General features: G+C 32.5%; 19 protein-coding genes and 2 pseudogenes. 16 read left to right on the top strand and 5 right to left on the bottom strand.

Annotation, left to right across the window (positions count from 1 at the left end):
• Positions 1 to 28: 28 nt before the first annotated feature.
• A complete protein-coding gene (locus ACQY6M_RS01065) occupies positions 29 to 913 on the bottom strand; it encodes a helix-turn-helix transcriptional regulator (RefSeq protein WP_428742845.1) in 885 nt (294 codons plus the stop codon).
• A 210-nt stretch (positions 914 to 1,123) separates the two neighbouring features.
• On the opposite strand from ACQY6M_RS01065, the gene hemA reads away from it, so the two are divergent.
• The 8 genes from hemA (at position 1,124) to hemF (ending at position 9,896) form a co-directional block, all read left to right on the top strand.
• On the top strand, positions 1,124 to 2,395 hold the full coding sequence (gene hemA, locus ACQY6M_RS01060) for a glutamyl-tRNA reductase (RefSeq protein ID WP_428742844.1): 1,272 nt from the start codon (positions 1,124 to 1,126) through the stop codon (positions 2,393 to 2,395).
• Positions 2,379 to 3,965 carry a hydroxymethylbilane synthase gene (gene hemC, locus ACQY6M_RS01055; RefSeq protein ID WP_428742843.1) on the top strand — a complete coding sequence of 529 codons (1,587 nt, stop codon included), beginning with the start codon at positions 2,379 to 2,381 and terminating at the stop codon, positions 3,963 to 3,965. The genes hemA and hemC overlap by 17 nt, the downstream gene beginning before the upstream one ends.
• 3 nt (positions 3,966 to 3,968) lie before the next feature.
• A complete protein-coding gene (gene hemB, locus ACQY6M_RS01050; protein WP_428742842.1) occupies positions 3,969 to 4,934 on the top strand; it encodes a porphobilinogen synthase in 966 nt (321 codons plus the stop codon).
• 81 nt (positions 4,935 to 5,015) lie between these two features.
• The gene (gene hemL, locus ACQY6M_RS01045) at positions 5,016 to 6,305 is read left to right on the top strand and encodes a glutamate-1-semialdehyde 2,1-aminomutase (RefSeq protein WP_428742841.1); all 1,290 of its coding nucleotides are present in this window, start codon (positions 5,016 to 5,018) and stop codon (positions 6,303 to 6,305) included.
• 83 nt (positions 6,306 to 6,388) lie between these two features.
• Positions 6,389 to 7,420 (top strand): uroporphyrinogen decarboxylase, encoded by a 1,032-nt coding sequence (gene hemE, locus ACQY6M_RS01040; protein WP_428742840.1) that lies wholly within the window; start codon positions 6,389 to 6,391, stop codon positions 7,418 to 7,420.
• Between the two features lie 19 nt (positions 7,421 to 7,439).
• On the top strand, positions 7,440 to 8,042 hold the full coding sequence (locus ACQY6M_RS01035; protein ID WP_428742839.1) for a TlpA family protein disulfide reductase: 603 nt from the start codon (positions 7,440 to 7,442) through the stop codon (positions 8,040 to 8,042).
• A 74-nt stretch (positions 8,043 to 8,116) separates the two neighbouring features.
• Positions 8,117 to 8,863: an EI24 domain-containing protein gene (locus ACQY6M_RS01030; protein ID WP_428742838.1), complete on the top strand. Its 747-nt coding sequence runs from the start codon at positions 8,117 to 8,119 to the stop codon at positions 8,861 to 8,863.
• Positions 8,864 to 8,993: 130 nt separating this feature from the next.
• Positions 8,994 to 9,896 (top strand): oxygen-dependent coproporphyrinogen oxidase, encoded by a 903-nt coding sequence (hemF, locus tag ACQY6M_RS01025; protein ID WP_428742837.1) that lies wholly within the window; start codon positions 8,994 to 8,996, stop codon positions 9,894 to 9,896.
• 8 nt (positions 9,897 to 9,904) lie between these two features.
• On the opposite strand, the gene ACQY6M_RS01020 is transcribed toward hemF, so the two are convergent.
• Positions 9,905 to 12,541: a DEAD/DEAH box helicase family protein gene (locus ACQY6M_RS01020; RefSeq protein ID WP_428742836.1), complete on the bottom strand. Its 2,637-nt coding sequence runs from the start codon at positions 12,539 to 12,541 to the stop codon at positions 9,905 to 9,907.
• Positions 12,542 to 12,792: 251 nt separating this feature from the next.
• Between ACQY6M_RS01020 and ACQY6M_RS01015 the strand changes: the two genes are divergently transcribed.
• Positions 12,793 to 14,103 (top strand): dihydrolipoamide acetyltransferase family protein, encoded by a 1,311-nt coding sequence (locus ACQY6M_RS01015; protein ID WP_428742835.1) that lies wholly within the window; start codon positions 12,793 to 12,795, stop codon positions 14,101 to 14,103.
• Between the two features lie 46 nt (positions 14,104 to 14,149).
• Here the strand turns inward: ACQY6M_RS01015 and ACQY6M_RS01010 are convergent, their stop codons facing one another.
• Positions 14,150 to 16,123 (bottom strand): alpha-ketoacid dehydrogenase subunit alpha/beta, encoded by a 1,974-nt coding sequence (locus ACQY6M_RS01010; RefSeq protein WP_428743000.1) that lies wholly within the window; start codon positions 16,121 to 16,123, stop codon positions 14,150 to 14,152.
• A gap of 152 nt (positions 16,124 to 16,275) precedes the next feature.
• On the opposite strand from ACQY6M_RS01010, the gene ACQY6M_RS01005 reads away from it, so the two are divergent.
• The 3 genes from ACQY6M_RS01005 (at position 16,276) to ACQY6M_RS00995 (ending at position 19,861) form a co-directional block, all read left to right on the top strand.
• Positions 16,276 to 17,013, top strand: a complete 738-nt coding sequence (locus tag ACQY6M_RS01005; protein WP_428742834.1) for a DUF6263 family protein — start codon at positions 16,276 to 16,278, stop codon at positions 17,011 to 17,013.
• A gap of 211 nt (positions 17,014 to 17,224) precedes the next feature.
• Complete coding sequence (locus tag ACQY6M_RS01000) at positions 17,225 to 18,046, top strand: hypothetical protein (RefSeq protein ID WP_428742833.1); 822 nt, start codon at positions 17,225 to 17,227, stop codon at positions 18,044 to 18,046.
• Between the two features lie 93 nt (positions 18,047 to 18,139).
• Entirely contained in the window at positions 18,140 to 19,861 is a 1,722-nt protein-coding gene (locus ACQY6M_RS00995; protein ID WP_428742832.1) for a hypothetical protein, read from the top strand.
• 8 nt (positions 19,862 to 19,869) lie between these two features.
• Here ACQY6M_RS00995 and ACQY6M_RS00990 read toward each other — a convergent pair whose 3' ends face one another.
• Together ACQY6M_RS00990 and ACQY6M_RS00985 are read right to left on the bottom strand one after the other, a co-directional pair.
• Positions 19,870 to 20,553, bottom strand: a complete 684-nt coding sequence (locus tag ACQY6M_RS00990; RefSeq protein WP_428742831.1) for a GNAT family N-acetyltransferase — start codon at positions 20,551 to 20,553, stop codon at positions 19,870 to 19,872.
• Positions 20,543 to 21,433, bottom strand: a complete 891-nt coding sequence (locus ACQY6M_RS00985; protein WP_428742830.1) for a TIGR01777 family oxidoreductase — start codon at positions 21,431 to 21,433, stop codon at positions 20,543 to 20,545. The genes ACQY6M_RS00990 and ACQY6M_RS00985 overlap by 11 nt, the downstream gene beginning before the upstream one ends.
• A gap of 112 nt (positions 21,434 to 21,545) precedes the next feature.
• Between ACQY6M_RS00985 and ACQY6M_RS00980 the strand changes: the two are divergent.
• The 4 genes and pseudogenes from ACQY6M_RS00980 to ACQY6M_RS00965 all read left to right on the top strand — a co-directional run.
• A pseudogene (locus ACQY6M_RS00980) lies at positions 21,546 to 21,818 on the top strand (DUF4331 family protein); the annotation flags it as partial.
• A gap of 33 nt (positions 21,819 to 21,851) precedes the next feature.
• Positions 21,852 to 22,781: pseudogene (locus ACQY6M_RS00975) on the top strand (DUF4331 family protein).
• Positions 22,782 to 22,868: 87 nt separating this feature from the next.
• Complete coding sequence (locus tag ACQY6M_RS00970) at positions 22,869 to 24,164, top strand: tetratricopeptide repeat protein (protein WP_428742829.1); 1,296 nt, start codon at positions 22,869 to 22,871, stop codon at positions 24,162 to 24,164.
• An 11-nt stretch (positions 24,165 to 24,175) separates the two neighbouring features.
• The gene (locus ACQY6M_RS00965) at positions 24,176 to 26,404 is read left to right on the top strand and encodes a TonB-dependent receptor (protein ID WP_428742828.1); all 2,229 of its coding nucleotides are present in this window, start codon (positions 24,176 to 24,178) and stop codon (positions 26,402 to 26,404) included.
• The last annotated feature ends 48 nt before the right edge of the window (positions 26,405 to 26,452 follow it).

The following is a 26,452-nucleotide window of genomic DNA, read 5'->3' as shown; positions in this document are numbered from 1 at the left end:
GTTGTGCGTTTTTAATTTTATCTACTGTCTACTGAGTTAAACTCATTACATATTGTTTAGGGGTAGTGCCAAATTTCTTTTTAAAGGCAGCAATAAAGTGACTAGAAGTACTATAACCTACTTGTAATCCAACTTCGTTTACATTGTATTGATTGCTTTCTAGTAGTTTTCTTGCATGATCCATTTTGTAGTCAAATAAGAAACTGTAAACCGTATCTCCATAAATTTGTTTGAAACCCTCCTTTAATTTTTTGAGGTTTAAGCCTACTTCATTGGATAAGTCTTGTAAGCTTGGTGGTTCACTCATTCTTGAAATGATAATGTCTTTGGCTTTTCTTATTTTTAAAACTTCTCGGTCATCTACTAAAAAAGGGCAATATTCTTCGGTGGTGTTTTCACTACTATCAAAATGCAAGCTTAGTAGTTCGTATGTTTTTCCTTTAATGTATAAGTCGCGCATAGAGCTTTGACTTTGTGCGGTCAGTATTTGCTGAAGTACCATTAATACATTTGGGTTTATTTCAGCGCTATCATAATACTTTTTGTTTTTATTATCATCACTTAAAAAAGGAATATAGCTTGCTTCTTTAGAAAAGAAAGCGTGAAATTTTTCAATAGAGATTAATACAGAAACCAATGAGGTTTTTGGTAGTATTTCTAAGTTAATAGGTAAATTTTGCTGTGGATTGTATAAGAATATTGAATGCTTGTCTAATACATTAAAAGTATACGAGTTATTGTTAAAATGAAACTTGCAATTACCTTTAACACAGTAATGTAGTTGTATGTAAGAATTGTCTATGTCTCTTTTGAAAAATTCAGTTTCGTCAGAGTTGTTTTGAAATTTTAATACAAAAAAACCTTTTTCTAGCGGAACTTCTCTAAATGTACTTTCTGCGATATTTTTTGACATGGATTCAATGTTTTTAAAATGAACTTTTATTTAGAATGATTCTAAAGTAAAATATCTTTAATAGCCTATTTCACTGCAAAAATACACTTTTGAGTACGTTTTTTAGCTGTTTTTAAGTGAAAAAACAAATAGCGACATTAAAAGTTCTTTTAGCGATACTTTTTTTTATTCAATATTTATATTTTTGACCCACTTTTTGAAGTAGACTCAATGACAGTAGATAACAAACATCATAGTAATTTATACAATATAGGCGTTAGTTACAAAAAGGCTGATGCTGCTATTAGAGGAAAGTTTAGTATTTCTAAAGAAAATCAGATAGCACTTTTAAAAGAAGCAAAGCAAAATGGAGTAGATGGTATTTTCGTATTATCTACTTGTAATAGAACTGAAATATGTGGTTTTGCAGAGCATCCTTTTCAATTGATAAGCATGTTGTGTAAATATTCTAACGGTTCTGTTGAAGAATTTGCAAACGTATCCAACGTATATAAAAACAAAGAGGCTATTAACCACTTGTTCAGAATGGGGACAGGATTGGATAGCCAAATTTTAGGAGATTACGAAATTGTAGGTCAGTTACGTCAAGCTTTTAAACAAGCTAAAAAATTAGGAACTACCAATGCATATTTTGAGCGTTTATTAAACCACGTAATGCAAGCAAGCAAGCGTGTTAAAAATGAAACAAAGTTAAGTTCAGGTACCACTTCGGTATCGTATGCTGCAGTACAATATATCATCAATAATTTACCAGATTACAACTCGAAAAACATCTTAGTTTTCGGATTGGGTAAAATGGGAAAGCATACTTGTAAAAACTTAGCTGAGTACACGCAAAACAAATCAGTGAGTTTAATTAATAGAACGGAAGGAAAAGTTTCTGAGTTTGTAAAAGAACATCCATTAATTAGAAATGCTAAGTACAACGATTTAACTCAAGAAGTTAATAATACGGATGTGTTAGTAGTGTCTACTGGGGCTAGTTTTCCAACTATTACTAAAGAGCATGTTCCAACAGATAAGGACTTACTGATTTTAGATTTATCAATGCCTGCAAATGTAGCTAAAGAAGTTGCAGAGTTGGAAAACGTAACAATTGTTAATGTTGATGATTTATCTAAAGTAACGGATGAAACTCTAGCGATACGCCAACAAGAGGTACCAGTAGCAGAGGCTATTATTAATACTCATAATCAGGAATTTCAAGAGTGGTTAAATCACAGAAGGTTTACACCAGCTATCACAGCGTTAAAAGAGTCATTACAAACAATTCAACAAGACGAAATAGCTTTCCACAAGAAAAAAATAAAAGATTTTGATGAAGAACAAGCTGAAATACTAACATCAAGATTTATACAAAAAATAACTACACAATTTGTAAAGCACTTAAAAGACGAAGAAACTTCAGTAGATACAAGTATTGAAGTAATGGCTAAAGTGTTCGGAGCAAATTTAGATACTATACATGCAGAAGATAATTAGAATAGGTACACGCGATAGCCAATTGGCTATGTGGCAAGCAAAAAAAGTTCAAAAACTTTTAGAAGAATTAGGTCATCAAACTCAATTAATCCCCGTTAAAGCAACGGGTGATTTAGTTTTAGATAAACCCCTATATGAGCTAGGAATCACTGGGATTTTTACCAAAAATTTAGACATCGCTATGTTGAATGACGATATCGATATCGCGGTGCATTCTATGAAAGATGTTCCTACAGTATTACCGGAAGGTATTATACAAGCGGCGGTTTTAAAGCGTGCTAACTATAACGATATTTTGTTGTTAAAAGATAACGAAGAGTTTATGTCGCAACCTAATGGAGTTATCGCTACAGGTAGTTTACGAAGAAGAGCACAATGGTTAAACCGTTATCCTACGCATACAGTAGAGGGGTTACGAGGTAATGTAAATACGCGTTTACAAAAGTTAGAAGAGAACGATTGGAACGGAGCTATTTTTGCTGCTGCTGGTTTAGAACGTGTAGGTTTACGACCAAAAGGAGCGGTAAATTTAACGTGGATGATTCCTGCACCAGCACAAGGTGCGATTATGATTACTGCTTTAGATAAAGATGAAGAAATCAAAGAAATTTGTGCTGAGTTAAATGATAAAGATACCGAAATCTGTACAGGGATAGAGCGTGAGTTTTTAAACCGTTTAGAAGGAGGTTGTACAGCACCTATTGGAGCTTTAGCTTTTATAAATGAAAAGGAAGAAGAAATTAACTTTAAAGGGATTTTACTGAGTAGAGATGGTAAGAAGAAGATTGAAGTTAGTAAAAAAGTTAAAGTAGGTAAGCATAAGTTTGTAGCAAAAGATTGCGCAAACTATGTGATAGATAAAGGAGGGAAGCTGATTATGATGGAGGATGAAGGTATAGAAAAACAATTTGCCATTTATTCAACCAAAAAATTATCTGAAGCACAAAAAAAATTATTGCCAACACATATGAGTGTGGAAGATAGCGATTTTATCAAAATTCGTTTTAACAGAATAGCTCCTAAGGTAATTAAGAATGAAATAGAAAATGTAATTATCACCAGTAAAAATGGAGTAGAAGCACTTCTAAACTCTTTTACCTCGGAAGAATTACAATTCAAAAATATTTATTGTGTAGGTCGAAGAACTAAAAAGTTAATCGAGCAACGTATTGGAAAAGTAATCCATTCAGAAAATAATGCTAAAAAACTATCTGAATATTTGTCAAAAGAGTTGAAAGGACAAGAAGTTACTTATTTCTGTAGTGATTTACGTTTAGATACACTTCCTGTGATTTTAAAAGCGAATGATGTTATTGTAAATGAAGTGGAAGCTTATAAAACCATGTACAGTCCTGCAAAAGTTGATGAAAAAGTAAACGGAGTATTGTTTTACAGTCCATCAACAGTAGAAAGTTATATGCAGAAAAATACTGCAGATAAAATTGCTTTTTGTATTGGGGAAAGTACGGCAAACGAAGCTAAAAAACATTTTAAAGAAGTACAAATAGCAAAGTTACCAACAGTAGAAAGTGTTATAGAATTAGTGAACCTACACTTTGTTAAAGAATAAACTATGTTTAGAACGCGCAGATTAAGAAAAACTGAGAACATCCGTCGATTAGTAAGAGAAAACAAACTATCGGTAGATGATTTTATATATCCATTATTTATTGAAGAGGGAACAGGTATCGAAACTGAAATTCCTTCAATGCCAGGAATTAATCGTTATTCATTAGATACAATTTCTAAAGAATTAGATGAGGTTGTAGCATTAAAAATTCCAGCAGTTTTATTATTCGGTATTCCGTCTAAAAAAGATGATGAAGGTACTGAAACATGGAATGATAATGGAATCATGCAACAAGCTATCCGATTCATAAAAAAGAATTACCCGAGTTTATATGTAATTACCGATGTGTGTTTTTGTGAATACACCTCACATGGTCACTGTGGAGTAATACATGATAATGATGTAGATAACGACGCTACCTTAGTAAACTTAGCGAAACAAACAGTATCACATGCGAAAGCTGGAGCGGATATGGTAGCACCATCTGGAATGATGGACGGTGCTATAGCAATGATGCGTGAAGCGTTAGATAACACGGGTTTTGCAAATTTGCCAATCATGGGATATTCAGTAAAATATGCTTCAGGGTTTTACGGACCTTTCAGAGAAGCGGTAGATTCAGCACCATCATTTGGAGATAGAAGAACTTATCAAATGGATCCTTCTAACAGAGATGAGGGATTGCGTGAAGCAACTTTTGATGACGAAGAAGGAGCAGATATTTTAATGGTAAAACCTGCCTTATCGTATTTAGATATCATCAGAGATTTAAAAAATAATTTTGATAGGCCAATTGCTTGCTATAATGTAAGTGGAGAATATTCAATGATAAAAGCAGCTGCTGAAAAAGGTTGGATTGATGGTGAAAAAGTAATGATGGAAAGCTTATTGTCTATGAAAAGAGCTGGAGCTGACATTATCATTACTTACTTTGCTAAAGAAGCAGCAAGATTATTGTTAAAACACTAACGTCATTACGAGGAAGCATGACGAAGTAATCTTTTGTAAAAGATAGCTTGACTTTGTTTGCAATGACAGTAAATATAGAATATGGAATTCAAAAAATCACAAGAATTATATAACAAAGGATTAGTAAACCTTGTAGGAGCGGTAAATTCACCAGTACGTGCATTTGCTTCAGTAGGAGGGAATCCTTTATTCATAAAAAAAGCGAAAGGAAGTAAAATTACCGATGTTGATGGTAATTCGTATATTGATTTGGTATTGTCTTACGGACCAATGATTTTAGGTCACCGTCATAAAAAAGTACAAAAGGCAATTACGAAGGCTTTAAAAAATGGATATTCTTTTGGAGCATCAACTAAGAATGAAATCAAACTCGCAAAAATTGTTTGTGATGCTTTTCCAGGAATGGACAAGGTACGTTTTGTAAATTCTGGTACAGAGGCAGTTTTAAGCGGAATTCGTTTAGCGAGAGCTTATACAGGAAAAGATAAAATCATCAAGTTTGCTGGTTGTTATCACGGACACCAAGATGCTTTATTAGTAGCTGCGGGTTCAGGTTTAGCAACTTTGAGTTTACCAGGAAGTAAGGGAGTTCCTGAAGGAGCTGTAAAAAATACATTGATTGCAAACTACAATGATTTAGAAAGTGTAAAAGCTCATTTTGAAGCACACGATGATATAGCAGGGGTAATTTTAGAGCCTGTTGCAGGAAATATGGGAGTGGTAACACCACAAAACAATTTCTTAAAAGAATTAAAAGAGTATGTAAACTCGAAAGGAGCCTTATTAATTGTTGATGAGGTAATGACAGGTTTCCGTTCTAAATTTGGAGGTGCACAAGAGTTATTTGATGTAGAAGCTGATATTACCTGTTTAGGAAAAGTTATTGGAGGAGGTTTTCCAGTAGGAGCTTATGGAGCTCGTAATGAAATTATGGAAATGGTAGCTCCATTAGGAGGAATGTATCAAGCAGGAACGTTAAGTGGTAACCCAATTGCCATGGCAGCAGGAATCTCTACTTTAACAGAATTAAAGAAGCAAAATCCATATGAGAAGTTCAATGAAATTGCTCAAATTATTGAGGTATTCTTGTTAGAATCGGCTAAAAAGTACGGAGTAGAAATCACGGTTAACCGATTCGGTTCAATGATTAATCCATTTTTCACAAATAAAGAAGTAACGAATTTTGAAGATGCACAAACTTCAGATACGAAGAAATATGCTACTTTTTTCTGGGAAATGACTAAAAATGGTGTGTTTTTACCACCAAGTCAATTTGAAGCTTGGTTCTTATCATCAGCGTTAACTGAAAAAGATATTCAAAAGATTGCAAATGCCATTGATAAGTCGATGGAAGCAGTATCAAAAATGTAGAATAAATAAATTGTCATTACAAGGAAGTAAGGAAGAGTTGATGTAAGACTACTTTACTCTGTTCGCAATGACGTAGAAGAAATATGATAAAAAACGATTTATTTTTAAGAGCGTTAAAAGGAGAAACTGTTGATCGTCCACCAGTATGGATGATGCGTCAAGCAGGAAGATATTTACCAGAATTTATGGAATTACGTGAAAAGTACGATTTCTTTACACGTTGTAGAGTTCCAGAATTGGCTTCAGAAATTACAGTACAACCTATTCGTAGATACGGAATGGATGCTGCTATTTTATTTTCAGATATCTTAGTAATTCCACAAGCAATGAATATTGAAGTGGAAATGAAACCTAATTTTGGACCCTATTTACCAAACCCTGTAAGAGATAAAAAAGGGTTAGATAGTGTTATCGTTCCTGATGTACATGAAGAATTAGGATATGTAATGGATGCCATTAAAGCAACGAAAGAAAAGTTGAATGATGAAATACCATTGATAGGTTTTGCGGGGTCTCCATGGACGATTTTATGTTACGTTGTACAAGGGCAAGGATCTAAGAATTTTGATAAAGCAAAAGAATTTTGTTTTACACAACCAGTTTTGGCACACGAATTGCTTCAGAAGATAACAGATACCACAATTGCTTATTTAAAAGCAAAAGTTGAAGCAGGTGTAAATGCAGTACAAATTTTTGATTCTTGGGGAGGAATGTTGTCTCCAACCGATTATCAAGAGTTTTCATGGCAATACATCAATCAGATAATTGAAGCATTAAAAGATGACGCTCCAGTAATCGCTTTTGGTAAAGGGTGTTGGTTTGCCTTACATGAAATGGCACAATCAAATGCCTCAGCTTTAGGAGTTGATTGGACATGTTCAGCAAGAAATGCGCGTTATTTAACAGGAGGTAATATTACCTTACAAGGTAATTTTGATCCTTCTCGATTGTTGTCTCCACCAGCTGAAATAAAAAAGATGGTAAACCAAATGATTAATGAGTTTGGTAAAGACAAATATATTGTTAACTTGGGGCATGGAATTTTACCCAACATTCCGCTAGAAAATGCACAAGCATTTATAGATGCGGTTAAGGAGTATAAAGCCGACAGATAACCCCTTTAAATAATTAAAAATGAAGAAATTATTTTTTGTTTTGATGTGTTTTCTAACTGCAGTTACTTTCGCACAAAATAAAACGTATTACAATTTTGCAGTAAACAATTGCGGTGAAGAAAGTGCCGAAGATTTGATTGATAAGTGCATTAAAGGCTCTTATTTATTAAATTATAATTTTACTACTACTGATAGTAAAACGGTAAGTACAGACAAAATTAACAAACCAATTGTACTAATTACTAATGCTACTTGGTCAGCTCCTTGTTGGGGAGATGTACCAGCCTTAAATGCAATGGTAGAAAAATATCATGGTAAGTTAGAGTTTATCATGGTTTTTTGGGATAAGGCAGATAAGGTTCAAAGAATGGCAGAGAAGTTAGATAAGAGAATAAAATTAGTTCCTGCAAGAGATATTGATAAAGTAGAAAAAGGCTACTTAGATGTTAGTGGTTTTGTACATAAGTTAGATTATCCTACAGCTTACTTGATTGATAAAGACAAGCAGTTTATCAATGTTAAAAGAGGAGCAGCTACACCAACAAAAGAAGTTGGTTGGGATAAAGTAAATGAAATTAACACAAAGAATTTCGAAGACTTTTTAGCACCAATTTTAAAATAGCTAAAAAAACAACAATATTTTTCAGACCTCTTTCTTAATCGAAAGAGGTTTTTTATTTTCACACAAAAAAATATATGATGCAGAATATTGTAAAAGGAATTCAAGCCTATTTTGGAGCTTTTGGACTAATTTCTAAATTAAAGCTATGGAAGTATTTTATCATTCCAATGTTTATAAGCCTATTAACAGCAGTGTTTGTGGGGTTTATGGCGTACACATTTTCAGATAATATTGGTCACTATGTGGCTAATTTTTGGAAATGGGAATTTGGTAAACAAACTTTTGAGGTAATTAGTACTTTTATAAGTGGATTGATAATAGTCGTGATAGGATTGGTGTTGTATAAACATATCGTAATGGCATTGTCAGCGCCTTTCATGAGTCCCGTTTCAGAAAAAATAGAACATCATTTAAGAGGAGAAAATCATGCATATAGAATTAGTTCTTTTCAAGAACAATTAGTGCGAGGTATACGAATAAACCTAAGAAATTTGATAAGAGAATTATTACTGACAATCCCAATTTTATTGCTAGGATTTATTCCTGTGATAGGTATTTTTTCAACCGTATTATTGTTCTTAATGCAAGCATATTATGCTGGTTTTGGTAATATGGATTATACACTTGAGCGTCATTTTAAATATAGAGAAAGTATCAATTTTGTAAAGCAACATAAAGGGTTGGCTATTGGAAACGGAATTGTGTTTATACTTTTTCTATTAATTCCTGTAATTGGAGTCATACTAGTATTGCCATTGTCAGTTACAGCAGCAACTACTGAAACTATTAAGAAAATTCAATTAAAAAAATTACCAGAATAAGTACTTTTGCACTTCAATAGAAATCAAGATGAAACCGATATGTTTAAAATAATCATTAAACTTATAACTTATGATTATTTTTTAACATTGAAGGTTACATGTGACCATTAATAGCAATAGAAATAAACACATGAAAGAACAATTTTACGCCTATATTCAACAATTACAAGATACCATAACTTCAAAGCTAGAAGAAGTAGATGGTAAAGCCAAGTTTCAAGAAGATGTATGGGATCGTGCTGAAGGTGGTGGAGGTAGAACTCGTGTGATTGAAAATGGAGACATTTTTGAAAAAGGAGGCGTAAATATTTCAGCAGTACATGGTGAATTACCGGAGGTGTTAAGAAAGCAGTTTGGAGTAGAAAGCGGAGATTTCTTTGCTTGTGGATTGAGTTTAGTAATTCATCCGAAGAATCCGTTTGTACCTACAGTACATGCCAATTGGCGTTATTTTGAAATGTATGATGGAGAAGGAAATATTGTTACCCAATGGTTTGGAGGTGGACAAGATTTAACGCCGTATTATTTATTTGAAGAAGATGCGGTACATTTTCATTCGGTTTGTAAAGAAGCCTGTGATAAATACCATCCTGATTTTTATCCGAAGTATAAAGAAACCTGTGATAACTATTTTTGGAATGCACACCGAAATGAAGCCCGTGGTTTAGGAGGTTTATTCTTTGATTATTTAAAAGAAACAGAAGAGTTCTCGATGGAAGATCGATACGATTTTGTAACTGAAGTAGGAAACAGCTTTTTAAACTCGTATGTGCCTATTGTAGAGAGAAGAAAAGATATAGAGTATACTCAAGAGCATAAAGATTGGCAAGAAGTGCGTAGAGGTCGTTATGTCGAGTTTAATTTGGTACACGATAGAGGAACATTATTTGGATTGAAAACGAACGGACGTATTGAAAGTATTTTAATGAGTTTACCACCTACCGTACAGTGGAAATACAATCATCATCCTGAAGAAGGTTCAGAAGAAGCGAAATTATTAGAAGTATTAGCAAAACCTAAAAATTGGGTGTAAGTCTAAGATTATTTCCAAACAATATTTTTCTTAGTAAGCTCATTATTCACATTATGAATGTGGAAAAGGCGTGCTTTTAATAATAGTTTTCTTCCATTGAAAGTTCTTGTATACACTAATTTAGATTTACCAAGGTGTTTGTTCCAATAAGCTTGAAAAATTTCAGTTTCTTTTTTACGAGCACTAAAAATTTCTGGAACCGGAAAAAAGTTATTCAATTTCAATTTTTTGCGAAACCAGTTGGTTTTTATCAATAAATACTTAGGATTGTTGATAGGCTGTAATAATTCATCCAAAGCTTTTATAAACAACGTACTTTCATATCTATTTGCTCCGTGAATTGTACAAGAAACATTTCCTTTAGTGAATAATTGAGTTTGAATTTGTATTTTATTTAACGGTGTTGTTAAATGATTTAATTCATGAAGAGACTCCAAAATAGCAGCTGCCATTTTATCTATTTTCTTATGAATCAATCCGAAGTATAAGTACAATTGAGCAGACTTATAAATTTTGTAACCGAATGTCAATCCTAAAGCAGATGATAATGCAAGTAGGAAGTAAACAATTCCTTTTTGTAGTAAGATATTGAAGTTTTTGAGGATAAACTCAGGGGTAAAAAAAGAGAGACCAATAATAATTTCTCCAACAGTATATTTTACAATATCTTGATAATGTAGTTTTTTCTGCTTTGAATACTGTTTGTTCTTTTCATTATAAAAAGTCAACTCTTTAATAATTCCTTTTCCATCACTAATGGCATTAGCCCATCGTTGAGCGATTATATCTCTATTTTTAGAGAGTTCAAAAGTCTTTTTGTTTTGTTGTTGAATACTTTCTTCGGTAAAACTAGAAGGAAGTTGTAAACGTTCAATTCCGTTAGAAATAAGAGCTTTTTCATCGTTAGAAATACCTAAAAAAGCTTCAAAACGATGGGCAAGAATTTCAAGATCTCGTCCTCCAAATTCACTTGTGGTATCTACACATGCTAAATGCCAAATCAAACCCACTTTATGAGGGGTTTGATTATCTACCCGAATTGCACGACCTCTCATTTGATTTGAAGTAACAAATGAGCCAACTACTGAAGCTAAAATTAAACTGTTGATTGAAGGTGCATCCCAACCTTCACCTAAAAGTGATTTGGTACCAACTAAAATTTTGATATGACCAATCTCAAAAAGTTTTGTAATAACTTCGACAATAGTAAGTTTAGAAGCAGTAGTACTTGTAAGAATTACAAATTCAGTATCAGATTTTAAAGGTGTGTAGTTGTAGTTTTGAATGTTATCAATCAATCCTAATTTAGCAATAAGACTACTATGAATAACAACCAAACTACCAGATAGAATAGCTAAACTGGTTTTGTCTCTTGTTGAAACCCGTACATGATGAAAAATAGGAACAACTCCTAGTTTTTTGATTTCTTTAATTTCTGATTGAGGACAATTCAGATATTCTTTCCTAATGTAATCAGATAAAATAACACAACGTAAATCGTCTTGTAAGTTTTGCTGTTCTTGTTGAACAATGGTAGTAATGCTTTTTAGCTTACTCGGACTACTACTGAGTGATTTATATAAAAGCTCATTTCCTACTAAATTGATTTTATTTTTGCTAAAAACAGCCAACTTTCGAAGTCTTTTTTCTAAAATTTCAAGATACATTTCATGTTCAACAAGGTTTTCACGATCAACTACTAATAAGTGTTGAAATAAAATTTGAATCCATTCATTAGTTATTGAAGGAAATTCAATTGTTTCCTTTTTATCAAAACCTAATACTTCTAATTTCTCAATAGGAATAGTTTCTCCTGATTCGTGTAAGAAGATTAATAGTGAAGAAAAGAAGTCAGAATATTTATAGAGCTCTTCTAAGTTTTCTCCAGTTTTAGCGTAAAACCGATGTTGTTTTAGAAAAGAGATAAACTCTTTATCTTTTAAGATATCAGTAACAAACTGAGCAATTTTTAACCGAAATTCAGCAATAAAATTAATTTCTTGATCTTCTGGTTTGGATAGATATACTAAATCTTGATGTGGACATAAATTATGTTCCTTAACTAAATCAGGAACTACAATTTCATCATCGATTTCTCCACACAGTTTAAAATATTTTTGAATTTCAGAATTGTCACTATCATAGGGTGGAGTAGCTGTTAAAGCAACTACTGTTTGAATGTGTTGCTCTTTCAAATCATACAAACATTTCCACCATTCATTTTTTAAATGATGCGCTTCATCTAATAATAAAACCTCAATTCCATGCTTTTTAAAGAAGTTATAATAAGCTTCTTTATCCTCAAAAGACTTATAAAAGCTATGTAATGCTTGATAGGTAGTAAATGTAATGTCAGACGGTTCTTTGATATTGAATGACACTTGCGTAAAATCGCAATTTGTTGTAAAAAAGTTTTGCAATCGGTCTTCCCACTGATTTCTAATGGTTAGTGTAGGTGCAAGAACCAAGGTTTTTTTACTAATCCGTTTTATAATTTCTATACCTAAAATAGTTTTACCAGATCCTGGAGGTGCAACGATATGAAAGTGATTGTCATCTATATGTGAAGAGAAATTCTCTAATACTTTAGCTTGATAAGGTCTCCAATTGAATAAGAAATTAAGATTAGCAATAGCAGTGTTCAACAATTTTGATTTAGGTTAAAGACTTCAAAAATAGAATTTTGTAAGGATAAATAAAACTTTACTTATTGATTAGGTAATTCGTAAGAATATATATGTTTTGTGGTGATAATTGTAATTTGAGTGTGTTTTTTATAGAGTGTATTGAGGATAATTTAATTTAAAAAGAAAAGAATGAGAAATAATTAATGGATAAAATCATGAAAAAATCGTTGCTTTTTAGTAACTTCGCAAGCATTAAAAATATACACACTATGGCTAGATACGAATTGAAGTTGCCTAAAATGGGCGAAAGTGTTGCAGAAGCGACAATTACTTCTTGGGTAAAAGAAGTTGGAGAAACTATTGATATAGATGATACCGTTGTTGAAGTAGCTACTGATAAAGTGGATAGTGAAGTACCTAGTGAAGTTGAAGGAACTTTAGTTGAAATCTTATTCGAAAAAGATGCTGTTGTACAGGTAGGAGAGACTATCGCAATTATCGAAACTGAAGGAGGAGAAGGAGCAGCAACTGAAGCGCCAAAGAAAGAAGAAGCACAGCCTGCAGCTGTTGAAGCAGTAGAAAAAATAATAGAAACAGCTAAAGAAACTACTACTACCACGTTTGACACTTCTGCAAGTGATCGTTTTTACTCACCATTAGTGAAAAGTATTGCACAAACAGAAGGAATTTCTGCTGAAGAGTTAGAAACCATTCAAGGAACAGGAAAAGAAGGAAGAGTTACTAAGAATGATATTTTATCATATATAGAAAATAGAGGAAGTCAACCAAAAATAGCTGAAAAGCCTGTTGCAGCTCCAGCAAAAGCAACTCCAGCTGAAAAAGTAGTATCTACACCTATTACCTTAGGAGGACAAGATCAAGTAATTGAAATGAGCCGTATGGGTAAATTGATTGCGAAGCATATGGTTGATTCTGTGCAAACATCGGCACATGTTCAATCTTTTATAGAAATAGATGTTACCAATATTGTAAACTGGAGAAACAAAGTAAAAGATGCATATTTTAAAAGAGAAGGAGAGAAGTTAACTTTTACTCCAATCTTTATGCAAGCTGTAGCACAAACAATTAAAAAGCACCCATTAATCAACATTTCTGTTGATGGAGATAAAATTATCCAAAGAGGAAATATCAATTTAGGAATGGCTGCAGCCTTACCAGATGGAAATTTAATTGTTCCTGTAATTAAAAATGCAGATCAATTAAGTTTAGTTGGAATGACTAAGCAGGTAAATGATTTAGCAAACAGATCTAGAGCTAATAAATTAAAGCCAGACGAAATCCAAGGAGGAACTTATACGGTAACAAACGTTGGAAGTTTTGGTTCTATTATGGGAACTCCAATCATCAACCAACCACAAGTGGCAATTTTAGCTTTAGGAGCTATTAGAAAGATGCCTTCAGTTGTAGAGACTCCAGAAGGAGATTTCATCGGAATCCGTCATAAAATGATTGTATCGCATTCATACGACCATAGAGTAGTGAATGGAGCTTTAGGTGGTATGTTTATCAAAACATTTAAAGAGATTTTAGAGTCTTGGAGTGTAAACCAAGATTTTTAATAAAAACATCAAAATAAAAAAGCTCACTGAAAAGTGAGCTTTTTTATTAATAAGCGATTAGCTGTAACAATTCTTCTTTAAAACGTTCTTTGGGTAAATATTCCTTTTCTAAATTTCCAGCAAAAGGAATAGGAGTTTCAATACTTGCAACCCTTTTTACAGGAGCGTCCAAATACTCAAAACAATTCTCCATAATAAGAGAGGAAATGTCACTAGAAATACTTCCAAATAAAGAGTCTTCTTGTAAAATAATTACTTTTCCTGTCTTTTTAACCGAGTTATAAATGGTTTCGGTATCTAAAGGTTGTAAGCTTCGTAAATCAATTACATCAGCTGAAACAGTTACTTGCTCTAAGGTTTCTAAAGTCCAATGTACCGCAGCACCAAAACTAATAATCGTAACTTCATTTCCTTCTTTTAAAACAGCTGCTTTACCTAAAGGTAATGTGTAATAATCTGTTGGAACGTCTTGATAAGTACTTCTATACAAGCCTTTATGTTCAAAAAATAAAACAGGATTCGGGTCGTTAATGGCTGCTGTTAATAATCCTTTCGCATCATGAGGAAATGCAGGATATACTACTTTTAATCCTGGAGTTTTGGTAAACCATGCTTCATTAGTTTGCGAATGAAAAGGTCCTGCGCCAACACCAGCACCACAAGGCATTCGTATCACAACATCGGCTTCTTGGTTCCAACGGTAATGCGACTTAGCCAATAAATTGACAATAGGATTGAATCCGGTAGAAACAAAATCGGCAAACTGCATTTCCATTACAGCTTTCATTCCGTTTACAACCAATCCGTAGGCAAGAGAAACAATCGCAGATTCACAAATTGGAGTATTGCGAACTCTTTCCTTCCCAAAAGCTTCAACGAATCCTTCAGTGATTTTAAATACCCCACCATATTCAGCAACATCTTGCCCCATAATAACTAAATCGTCGTAACGTTCCATAGATTGTCTTAAACCTTGCGAAATAGCGTCAATTAGGCGAATATTTTCAGTTACCGAATTAGGAGCTACAATATCTGGAGAAGAAGTTTTAAATACATCATTTAATTCGTTTTCGATAGAGGAAGTAATAACTGGTTCATCAAAAGTAGTATTAAGATGTTCTTGGATGATGTCTTTAAACTCATTGGTAAATTCTTCGTCTTTTTCAGGAGTAAGAATTTTTTCTTTGATAAGGAAATTTCTATAATTTTCAATAGGATCTTTTAAAGCCCATTCTTCCATCAATTCTTCAGGTACATATTTAGTTCCACTTGCCTCTTCATGTCCACGCATTCTAAAGGTTTTAAATTCTAGTAAAATAGGTCTTGGGTTTTCGCGAATGCTCTCAGCTAGTTCTGAAACTTTGGTGTACACTTCTAAAATATTATTTCCATCAATGATATGTGATTCTATTCCATAACCAATTCCTCTATCTGCAATATGTTCACAATTATACTGTTCTGAAATTGGCGTAGAAAGTCCATACCCATTATTTTCTACACAGAATAAAACAGGTAAATTCCATACAGAAGCTACATTTAAAGCTTCGTGGAAATCTCCTTCACTAGTACCGCCATCGCCCGTAAAAACCGCACAAGCTTTTTTATCTCCTCTTAGTTTATTAGCTAATGCAATTCCATCGGCAATACCTAATTGAGGTCCTAAATGAGAAATCATTCCTACAATTTTGTACTCTTGAGTTCCAAAGTGAAAGCTACGATCTCTTCCCTTGGTAAATCCGTTCGCTTTCCCTTGCCATTGAGAAAATAAGCGATACAAAGGAATTTCACGAGTGGTAAAAACACCTAAATTTCTATGCATTGGTAGGATGTATTCGTCGCTTGTTAGCGCAGAAGTAACTCCTACAGATATAGCTTCTTGTCCAATACCGCTAAACCATTTTGATATTTTACCTTGTCGTAATAGAATTAACATTTTTTCTTCTATTAGCCTAGGCAAAAGCATTTGCTTATAGAGTTTAATCAATGTTTCATTGGTAAGATGTTTTTTATTGTAAAGCATTGAGGCTTTGTTTTTTGTGTTAAATATAGTTCTCATGGTTAAGTTATAGTTCCTTCAAATGTGGCTAAAAAAAAAATAGAATCAAAATAGGATTTGAGAATTTTTGTGTTTTTATTTGTTTAAATTCGTTAAAAATTAAAATCTGACAAAAAATGACTAAAAAAATTATTGCTTTATTATTATTTGTGTCAACAATAACATTGGCACAAGAGAAAGTATTACTTCGTTTAAATTATGAAAAAGGAGACTCATATACTATGAATATGAAAATGGCTCAAGTAATGGGAATGGGAGCGATGACTAACGATATGGACATTCAAATGAAATATGATATCACTAATGCTTCAAAAGATACCTACGAGAGTACAGCAAAGTATACTAAAATGGTAATGAATATGAAGCAAGGTGCAATGAATATGTCATATGATTCAACAAAGAAAGATGAAGAATTGGATGAAGCTGGAAAAATGATGAAGTCTCAGATGAAACCTATGTTAGAATCTACCATTTTTATGAAAGGAGATAGAATGGGAACAATTTTAGAATCAAAAGCTGAACCGAACTTTAAAGGTGCTGAAAAAATCACAGAACAATCAAGTAGTGTTGTGTATCCTGAAAATGCTGTTGCAGTAGGAGATACTTGGACAATGAGTAAAAATCAAGAAGGAATGAATATGGATTTTACTTATAAAGTTAAGTCTATATCTTCCAAAAATGTTTTGTTAGATGTTAGTGGAAAAGTTTCTGGAGTAGCTGAAGGAGATATAACAGGATCTATAGACATAGATAAAAAATCAGGAATATTGACTGAGTCTAAAATTAATATGACGATGAAAGTACAAGGCCAAGATTTAACAACAAATATGGTAGTTAATCAATTTAAAAACTAAATCATAAAGTCATAATAAAGTTAAGAAGCTCGGGACTCCCCGAGCTTTTTCTATGTTAAAAAACAGTTAAAACACTTTAGATTAATGTTTTATGTTTTTGTAACTTTGCTAACCTCTTATTTTATACTTCTCACAAAGGGGGGGATGGTTTATCTTACTTTTTAAACAAATTCCCAGTAAAATATTTTATCATAACTAAAACTTTATTATTATGAAAACAACAAGACTCAAACTATTAATAGGATTTTTACTATTAATGGTGTTTCCAACTACTATGTGTTCTCAAACACAAGATGTACAGCCAAAATATATTACTGTAACAACAGGACATTGGAACATGAACTATGAAAATTTTGATAAAGATAAATGGATTGCTACTGAAAAAGAGTTTTTAGATAAAGTGGTAAAAAAGAATGAATTTATTCTTAAATCATTAGTCTTCACCCATCGTTTTACACCAGATAATACTGAAATAATTTTTGTAAGCACTTATGCTTCTTGGGAAGATATAGATAAAGCTTATGAAAGAAATGGGGAGCTTATTAAAGAGGCATGGCCAGATAAGGCTAAAAGAAAAGAGTATTTTGATATGAAAGACGAATACTATGCAGCGACTCACTCAGATGAAATTTATGTACCTATTCCAGGGATGAAACCTTTTCCTCCTTCGGATAAAGAAACCATATGGTTAGTAGTAAAAGGACATTTTGCTTTCCCTGAAGATGGATCTAAAGAAGAGTTTGATGCTTTATCAAAAGAGTATGTTGATAATGTGATTAATAAGAATGAATTTATAAAGGGGTTTTATCAACACGCACATGCTTGGGGATCAGATAGAACAGATTATGTTAGAGTTTATGTGGTTGATTCAATGGGAGCTTTGGACAATTTAGGTAAAAGAAGTACAGAGTTGTTTAAAGAACATTGGCCAGATGAAGCTAAAAGAAAAGAGTTTGGTAAAAAAATGAGAAAATATTTTACAGGTAAACATGGAGATTATATTTATACCTCTGTGCCTGAACTAACCAAGTAGTAGGTAAAAGCTCAGGAACTTTCCTGAGCTTTTATTTTTTATAAGCTAGATACTTAAAGACTTATTGTGTTGTAATTAACAAAAAACGGTTGTATGAAATATTTTACTGTAATAACTGTATTACTTGTTTTTTTGTTTGGATGCCAAAATTCAAATAAAAAGGAAGAAAGAAAATTAATCACTTCCACCAAAGTATGTACACCAATTACTTCGGACAAAGATTGGTATAATGAAAATAATAAGGCTCCTTTGTTTGAAGGCCTTGGAGATTTATATTATCCTATATCTACTAATGACTCATTGGTCCAAAGATATTTCAATCAAGGTTTAACCTTAGCTTATGGATTTAATCATGCTGAAGCCGCCCGTTCCTTTTATTATGCAACTAAGCTCGATCCTAACTGCGCTATGGCTTTTTGGGGCTATGCTTATGTGCTTGGGCCTAATTATAATGCAGGTATGGAAAGTGATAATTATGAACGTGCCTATAAAGCTATTCGGGAAGCGATAAAACTGTCAAAAGATAATAATGCTACAGAAAAAGAAAGAGATCTTATTGATGCTCTTTCTAAAAGATATATAGATAGTGTTGTAGATGATCGTCGCTCATTAGACCAGGCATATGCGAATGCGATGAAAGTGCTATATGCTAAATATCCTAGCGATTCACAAATAGGAGTACTATATGCAGAATCTTTAATGAATTTACATCCTTGGGATTTACAAGATAAAAAAGGTAAAGACAAGGAATGGACTCCAGAGATTATTACCACTTTAGAAAGTGTTATGGAAAATTACCCTAAGCATCCAGGGGCAAATCATTTTTATATTCATGCTGTAGAAGCGTCAAATACACCTGAAAGAGCATTGACAAGTGCTAAATTATTTGATAAAGGGCTTGTACCTAATGCAGGTCATTTGGTGCACATGCCTTCTCATGTATATATTAGAACAGGTGATTATCATAAAGGTACTTTAGCTAATTTACAATCTATAAAGGTAGATAGTGCATATGTAACAGCGTGTAATGCGCAAGGTGCATATCCTTTGGCATATTATCCTCACAACCAACATTTCATGTCAGCTACTGCTACTTTGGAAGGAAACAGTAAATGGGCGTTTTATGCTGCTGAAGCTTTGCAAAGAAACACCAATAAACAACTAATGAAGGAACCTGGTTGGGGTACTATTCAGCATTATTATACGATACCTTTTTATATTTATGTGAAATTTGGTAAATGGGATGATATACTTACGATAGAAAATGAGGTTCCCGAACTGGATTACCCGACAGCAATATTACATTATGCTAAAGGAATGGCTTATGTAGGTAAGGGAAATATAAAAGCTGCCAAAAACGAGCTTCAGGCTTTAGAAAAAATAGCTTCGAATGAAGAATTACGAGCAATTACTATTTGGGAAATTAACTCTGTATATGAACTGTTACAAATAGCAAGTAAAGTGCTTAAAGCAACAATACTTTCACAAGAAAAAAACTATGAGCAAAGTACTATTTTATTAAAAGAAGCTGTGGCTATTGAAGATGCATTAAATTATAATGAACCACCTGATTGGTTTTTCTCTGTTAGGCATCATTTAGGAGTCGTACAATTAGATGCAGGGAAATATCAAGATGCTGTAAATACGTATACCCAAGATTTAAAAAATCTACCTAAAAATGGATGGGCACTAAAGGGACTAAGTATAGCCTATTCAAAGTTAGGTGATGCAACCAACCAAGAAGAAACAGAAAATAGATTTAATGAGGTATGGAAAACTTCTGATATTGAGTTGAAATCATCCGTGGTAAAATAAATTATTAGTTAGATTTTAGTTGAATGGTAGTACCACCAATTCATATCACGGGTAAGTTTGTATCCCAATTTTTCATAAAGTCCAATAGCAGGATTTCCTTTGGTAGTATGTAAAATAGGATGTTTTCCATCTTTGATAATTTCTTGGGTAACAAAATGAGTAAGCTGTTTTGCTAATCCTCTTCTAGTGTAGTTAGGGTGAGTAACTACAGCACTTACTTCAGTAAAATTATCTGTTTGCATACGTTGTCCAGTAATGGCAACGAGTTGATTGTCTTTAAAAACACCAAAGTATTTTCCCATATCAAAAGTTCGTTTTTTGTAATATCCAGGCATTACTAACCAAATCAAATTATAAATTTCATCGATATGTTTTTCAGTTAGTTGAACAATTTCTTCTGAAATTTCTAGTTCAACTAAGCTATCAAGAACCATTTGGCAACCTTCAATTTTTTTATCTAACTTAATGTAGTTACTGTCAAAGGTTGGAGTCTCATTTTCAGAAACTAAAAAGAATTTATTAGTTAGCTTAAGATATTCATTTAGAGCTGCTGCTGTTTTAGAACTATTTGTAAAAGCACCAAAAGGGCATATTTTTGGGTCGTAAAATTTTACCTCATCGTAATTAATCACAAATTTTTGATGCGTTTCACATAGTGAATGCCATACAGGATTTTTAAGCTTATCTTCCATTATAAATATTGTTCAAAGCTGATTGTAAATCAGGAAAATTAAAGGTATAAAATTGACTTATTTTTTCAGCAGAAATTCTACTTCCATTTAATAAAATATAAGCCATTTCGCCTAAGGCGGTTTTTAAAACAAACGAAGGAGCATTAAAGGGAAATAGAGGTTTTCTTAATGTTGTAGCTAATGTTTTAGTAAAACTTTCATTGGTTTGATGTTCTGGTGCTATAGCATTAAATATGCCTTTAAAATCTGAATCTTCTACAGCTTTTATGTAAAGTTCACATAAATCGTCTATATGAATCCATGGCATGTATTGTTTTCCTTCTCCTAGGACAGACAAAAACAAAGGAGTGTTTATTTTTTTTAAAGCACCGTCTTTTTTAGAAAGAACGACTCCAGTTCTAAAAATAGTTACAGGAATGTTTAATTGTTGAAATTTAAAAGCTGCATCTTCCCATTTAATACAAATCTCAGATATAAAATCGTTTTCGGGAGCATCTTTTTCAGTAAAAATTTTATCAGAAGTGATAGCACCATAATATCCAATACCAGAAGCAGAAATAAATCCCTCAATAGGTACTTCATATTCTTTCACTTTTTTTAATAATAAGTTGGAACTTTTTACTCGGCTATTAATTAGTTCTTTTTTACGATTATTAGTCCAGCGCTTGTCTGTAATTCCTGCACCCGCTAGATGAATAATATGTGTAACATTGTTAAAAGCATTTTTATCAATAAAATTTTCTTTAACATTCCAGTGATATTCATTCTCATTAGTGGGATTACGAGTAAGTATGTTGACTGTATAGCCTTTATTAGTTAGCTTTTTAGTTAATTCTTTTCCAATTAAACCCGTTCCTCCTGTAATTAAAATAGTACCCATAGTATTCAAAATTAAGTATTCATTTTCAAAAAAAATAAAAAAATAAAAACCGTCTTGGTTGTTTTCTCGTAAGTAAGGGTAAATAAGTAATTAACAATTAAAATTTACAACCATGAAAAAAATGAAACTAATTATTGGAGCAAGTGCTTTGGTATTAATAGGGCTGGTGTTATTTGCAGCAGATCATATAGATGCTCCAGATGTAACAGGAGGCTCAAGTGATATTACAGATTTTTATGCTTTCCAAGGAGAAAACACAAATAATATTGTCTTTGTAGCAAACATTCAAGGCTTATTAAGTCCATCAGCGACAGCATCAGCAAGCTTTGATGAAAATGTTTTGATTGAATTTAACATTGATAACGATGGTGATAAAGTCGAAGATTTGGTAATTCAAGCGATTCCAAGAGATGGAAAAATGTACTTTTTTGGTCCATACAGTCCTTCTATTACTGGTTTAACTAGTACGTTACCTCAAAATGGCTCAGAGTATGGAGTTTCTATAACTCCTTATGGATCTAACGCTATCATCGGTAATAGTGGAGGAATGCAATTTTTTGCAGGTCCAAGAGACGACCCATTTTTTATGGACTTTGCTCAATACGGTGAAATAATAGCTGGAAATGCAGGTGGTTTTAACGATCCAGGAGCAGATACTTTTGCAGGTACCAATGTATTGTCAGTTGTGGTAGAGGTACCAAAATCGATGATTGGAGGCACAGGAACTATTAATACTTGGGTAGAAACTAAAACAAAGCAGTAAAACAATCAACTTTAAATACAAAAAGACATGAAACTTAATAATATAAAAATCTTAGCGATTTCAATTCTATCAATTTTTGCTTTAGCAAGTTGTAGTGATGATAATGATAAAATATATACACCTTCTGTTGATTTTTCAGGAAGTTATATGCAAAAAGATCAAATGGGGAGACCAGCAGTGAATACAGTATTTGTAAATAGTGATATGAAAGATGCATTTAATGTAACAATACCATCGGAGCAAGGAGCAAATTTTGCGGCAATGTTTGAAACAAATTTAAAAGCGTTGAGTCCTGCTTATGCAAACAATGGAGATACTAATGCATTAGGTTTAGATGCAGCAACTTTTGCTAGCGTTTTGGCTACTGATGTATTAACTGTTTCGTTAGATGGTACTACTACTTTTTATGACGGAACCAATGTGTTAACTGGTAGAGCTTTGGCAGATGATGTAATTACTGTTGAATTATTGTTGATTTTTGGAGGTGAAGACTTTTCAGAAAATCCAACATTGTCAGATGATCATGTAGATGCTAATGATAAAAGCTTCTTAACATCATTTCCTTACCTAGCAAACCCTTGGTAAAATAAAATTACTGAACATCTGAAAATTAAACTTGGTTGCTAAAAGCAACCAAGTTTAAAATAAGCTACTAACCTAATTCCTTCTAAAATGAAAACTATTAACATAATTATATGTGCTATTTTAAGTAGTGCTGTATTAAGTTGTTCAACCCCTGAAACAACTAAGGTAGCTAACGAGAAAGACTATGATAAATATTTACAAAGTATAATAATAACTTCAGAGTCGTTAGCGCAAAAAGAGCTAGAATTTTGGCAAAATAAACTGAACGATCAGCCTACACAATATCCATATCTAAGTAAGCTGGCAAAGGCTAATACACTTCTTTTTTCAGAAAGTGGAAATATTTCTTATTTGATAGAGGCAGAAGAAAAGTTACTTCAAATTAATCAAAAAACAGATTATAACAAAGCATCATATTTAAGGTCTTTAGCAAGAAACTACATCTCTCAACATCGATTTAAAGAGTCGTTAGAACTATTAAAAAGAGCGGAAGTAAATGGAGAGAATCTTAATGCTACTCAAAAAATGCTTTTTGATGTTTATTTAGAGTTGGGAAATCCTAAAGAAGCATCAGAGTATTTAGAGGAAATCGAAGATTATGCCGATTTTGGGTATTTAATTAGAGTTTCTAAATGGTATGATCATAAAGGTGATTTAGCTTCTGCAATTCGCTTTATGGAAAAAGCTAAGAAAAAAGCAGAAGAAGCTAATGATAAAGATCTTAAAATTTGGAGTTATACTAATTTAGCGGATTTTTACGGACATGATGGGCAAGTAAAAGAGGCCTATGATTTATATATTAAAGCACTTGAGTTAGATTATAACAATGCCTATGCTAAAAAGGGTATAGCGTGGATAGTATATTCTCATGATAAAAATACAGATGAAGCTTTACGGATATTAGAAATAATTAGCAAAGAGCATTTTTCTCCAGATTACTATATGCTAAAAGCAGAAATAGCTGAGTTTAAGAATAACTGGGCAATGAAAAACGATAACCTAAAAGTATATTTATCAGCTACAAAAAATAGTTCATATGGTGTAATGTATAATCAGCATTTAGCTAAGTTGTATTTAGATGAGTTTAATGATACAGCAAATGCCTTACCATATATAGAAAAAGAATTAGCAAATCGCCCTACGCCACAATCATATGATTTATTAGCCTGGTATTATTATAAAAATAAAGACTTTAAGAAGGCTTTAGAAGTAGCTAATACACATGTGGTAGGTAAAACATTCGAGCCAAAAGTACAATATCATATAGCCAAAATTTACAAAGCAAATGGCATTAATGACAAAGCAATGTTATTAAAAGAAGAGCTTTTAGAAAGTTCTTTTGAGTTAGGACCATTAATGACAGAGAAAATTTTAAATATTTAATACTACATATTTTGAAAACAAAGGTTTTGTTTTTTGTTGTACTTATCAGTTCCTTTCAGGCATTCTCGCAACAATTTAAAGGAAAGGTTTTTAATGCCAATAAAAAAACTTTAGAGAATGTTTATGTATACAATACGATTAGTAATAGTCATACCCATACGAAAGTGAATGGGGAGTTTACTTTAGACAATTCAAAAGAAGGAGATATTATTGAGTTTGGAATTTTAGGTTACGAAAAAGTTAGATTGCAGCTTAACGAAAGTCATTTTAAAACGATAAATACAATTGTTTTAGAGATGAAAAACTTTTTATTAGATGAAATGGTTTTGACTAATAAAAGAGATCCGTTACAAACTATTGTAAGAGTTGATTTAGATAAGAAACCAGTAAATTCATCTCAACAAATTTTACAAAGAGTACCAGGACTTTTTATAGGACAACATGCTGGAGGAGGAAAAGCAGAACAACTGTTTTTAAGAGGTTTTGATATTGATCATGGTACAGACATAGCTTTGTCGGTAGATAATATCCCAGTAAATATGGTTTCACATGCACATGGACAAGGGTATAGTGATTTACATTTTGTAATACCAGAAACAATAGAGAAAATTAACTTCGGAAAAGGACCTTATTATGCAAGTAAAGGAGATTTTAATACAGCTGGCTATGTGGATTTTAAAACAAAAACATATTTAGAAAACAGTAGAGTTGAAGTGGGGGTAGGTCAGTTTAATACCTTTAGAACCTTAGGAATGTTTAATTTGTTAGATAAAAACAGTACCGACAATGCCTATGTAGCTATTGAGTATTTAGAAACAGATGGTTTTGTAGAATCTCCTCAAAACTTTAATAGGATTAACCTTTTTTCAAAGTATAGAACCTTTTTAAAAGATAATAGTAGTTTATCATTATCAGTATCTCATTTTAGGAGTAAATGGGATGCTTCTGGGCAAATACCACAAAGAGAAGTTGATAATGGTACTATTACTCGTTTTGGTTCAATTGATGATACAGAAGGAGGAACCACATCGCGAACAAACATAAATTTAGAACACTCAAAAGTTTTAAAGAATGATGTTAGTGTAACCTCAAGTGTTTTCTATTCGAACTATAATTTCAATTTATTTTCAAACTTTACCTTCTTTTTAGAAGATCCTGTAAACGGAGATCAAATAAAACAAACTGAAAACAGAGATGTTTTCGGGTTTAATACACAGTTTAAAAAGAAAACACAATTATCAAATACACCTGTAGAGTTAACTTTTGGAACAGGTTTGCGTGCTGATATCGTAGATAATTTAGAGTTATCTCATACGCTTCAAAGAAAAGTAGTATTAGACCAAATTCAATTAGGAAAAGTAAACCAAACCAACTATTACGCTTTTGTAAATAGTGAATTTGAATTTGGTAAGTTTATGGTAGCTCCTGCATTACGTTTAGATTATTTAAAGTTTAATTACAATGACTATTTATTAGACAAGTATAAAACGTTTTCTGAATCGCAAGTGGTTGTAAATCCTAAAATTAATGTAACCTATACTCCAAATGCTAAAATTCAATGGTTTTTAAAATCAGGAATAGGATTTCACTCAAACGATACTAGGGTAGTAGCTACCCAACCTAATAAAAAAACATTACCAAGAGCTTACGGTATTGATTTTGGAACTGTTTGGAAACCTACACAAAAGCTAGTTTTTAACACAGCGTTATGGTATTTATTATCAGAAGATGAATTAGTTTATGTTGGAGATGCAGGTATTGTAGAACCTTCAGGAGAATCACAACGTTATGGTATCGATTTAGGTCTTAGATATCAGTTAACAGATTGGTTATATTTTGATAGTGATGCTACTTATACCAAAGCAGAAAGTGTTGATGCTTTGTCAGGTGAAAACTATATTCCTTTAGCGCCTAAAATAACAGTAACTGGAGGATTATCAGTAAATAATTATAAGAATTTTTCAGGAGGAATAAATTACAGATACATAGGAGACAGACCTGCAAATGAACACAATTCAATAGTAGCAGAAGGTTATTTTGTTACCGATGCAAATGTTAGTTATAAAATGAATAATATAACAGTAGGTGTAGCGTTAGAAAATATTTTTGATGTAGCCTGGAATGAAACACAATTTGCTACAGAATCGAGGTTACAAAATGAACCAAATCCAGTTGAAGAAATCCATTTTACTCCAGGAACTCCATTTTCAGCAAAAGCTTCAATACGATACACTTTTTAATATAGATGTTGTTCAGGGGAACTTCATGTAACGTTGTCATTTTTGAAG

The sequence above is a fragment of the Tenacibaculum sp. genome, from assembly GCF_050290165.1.
Lineage (GTDB): Bacteria > Bacteroidota > Bacteroidia > Flavobacteriales > Flavobacteriaceae > Polaribacter.
The sequence above is the reverse complement of the archived record's forward strand: the minus strand, read 5'-3'. Positions and strand labels throughout refer to the sequence as shown.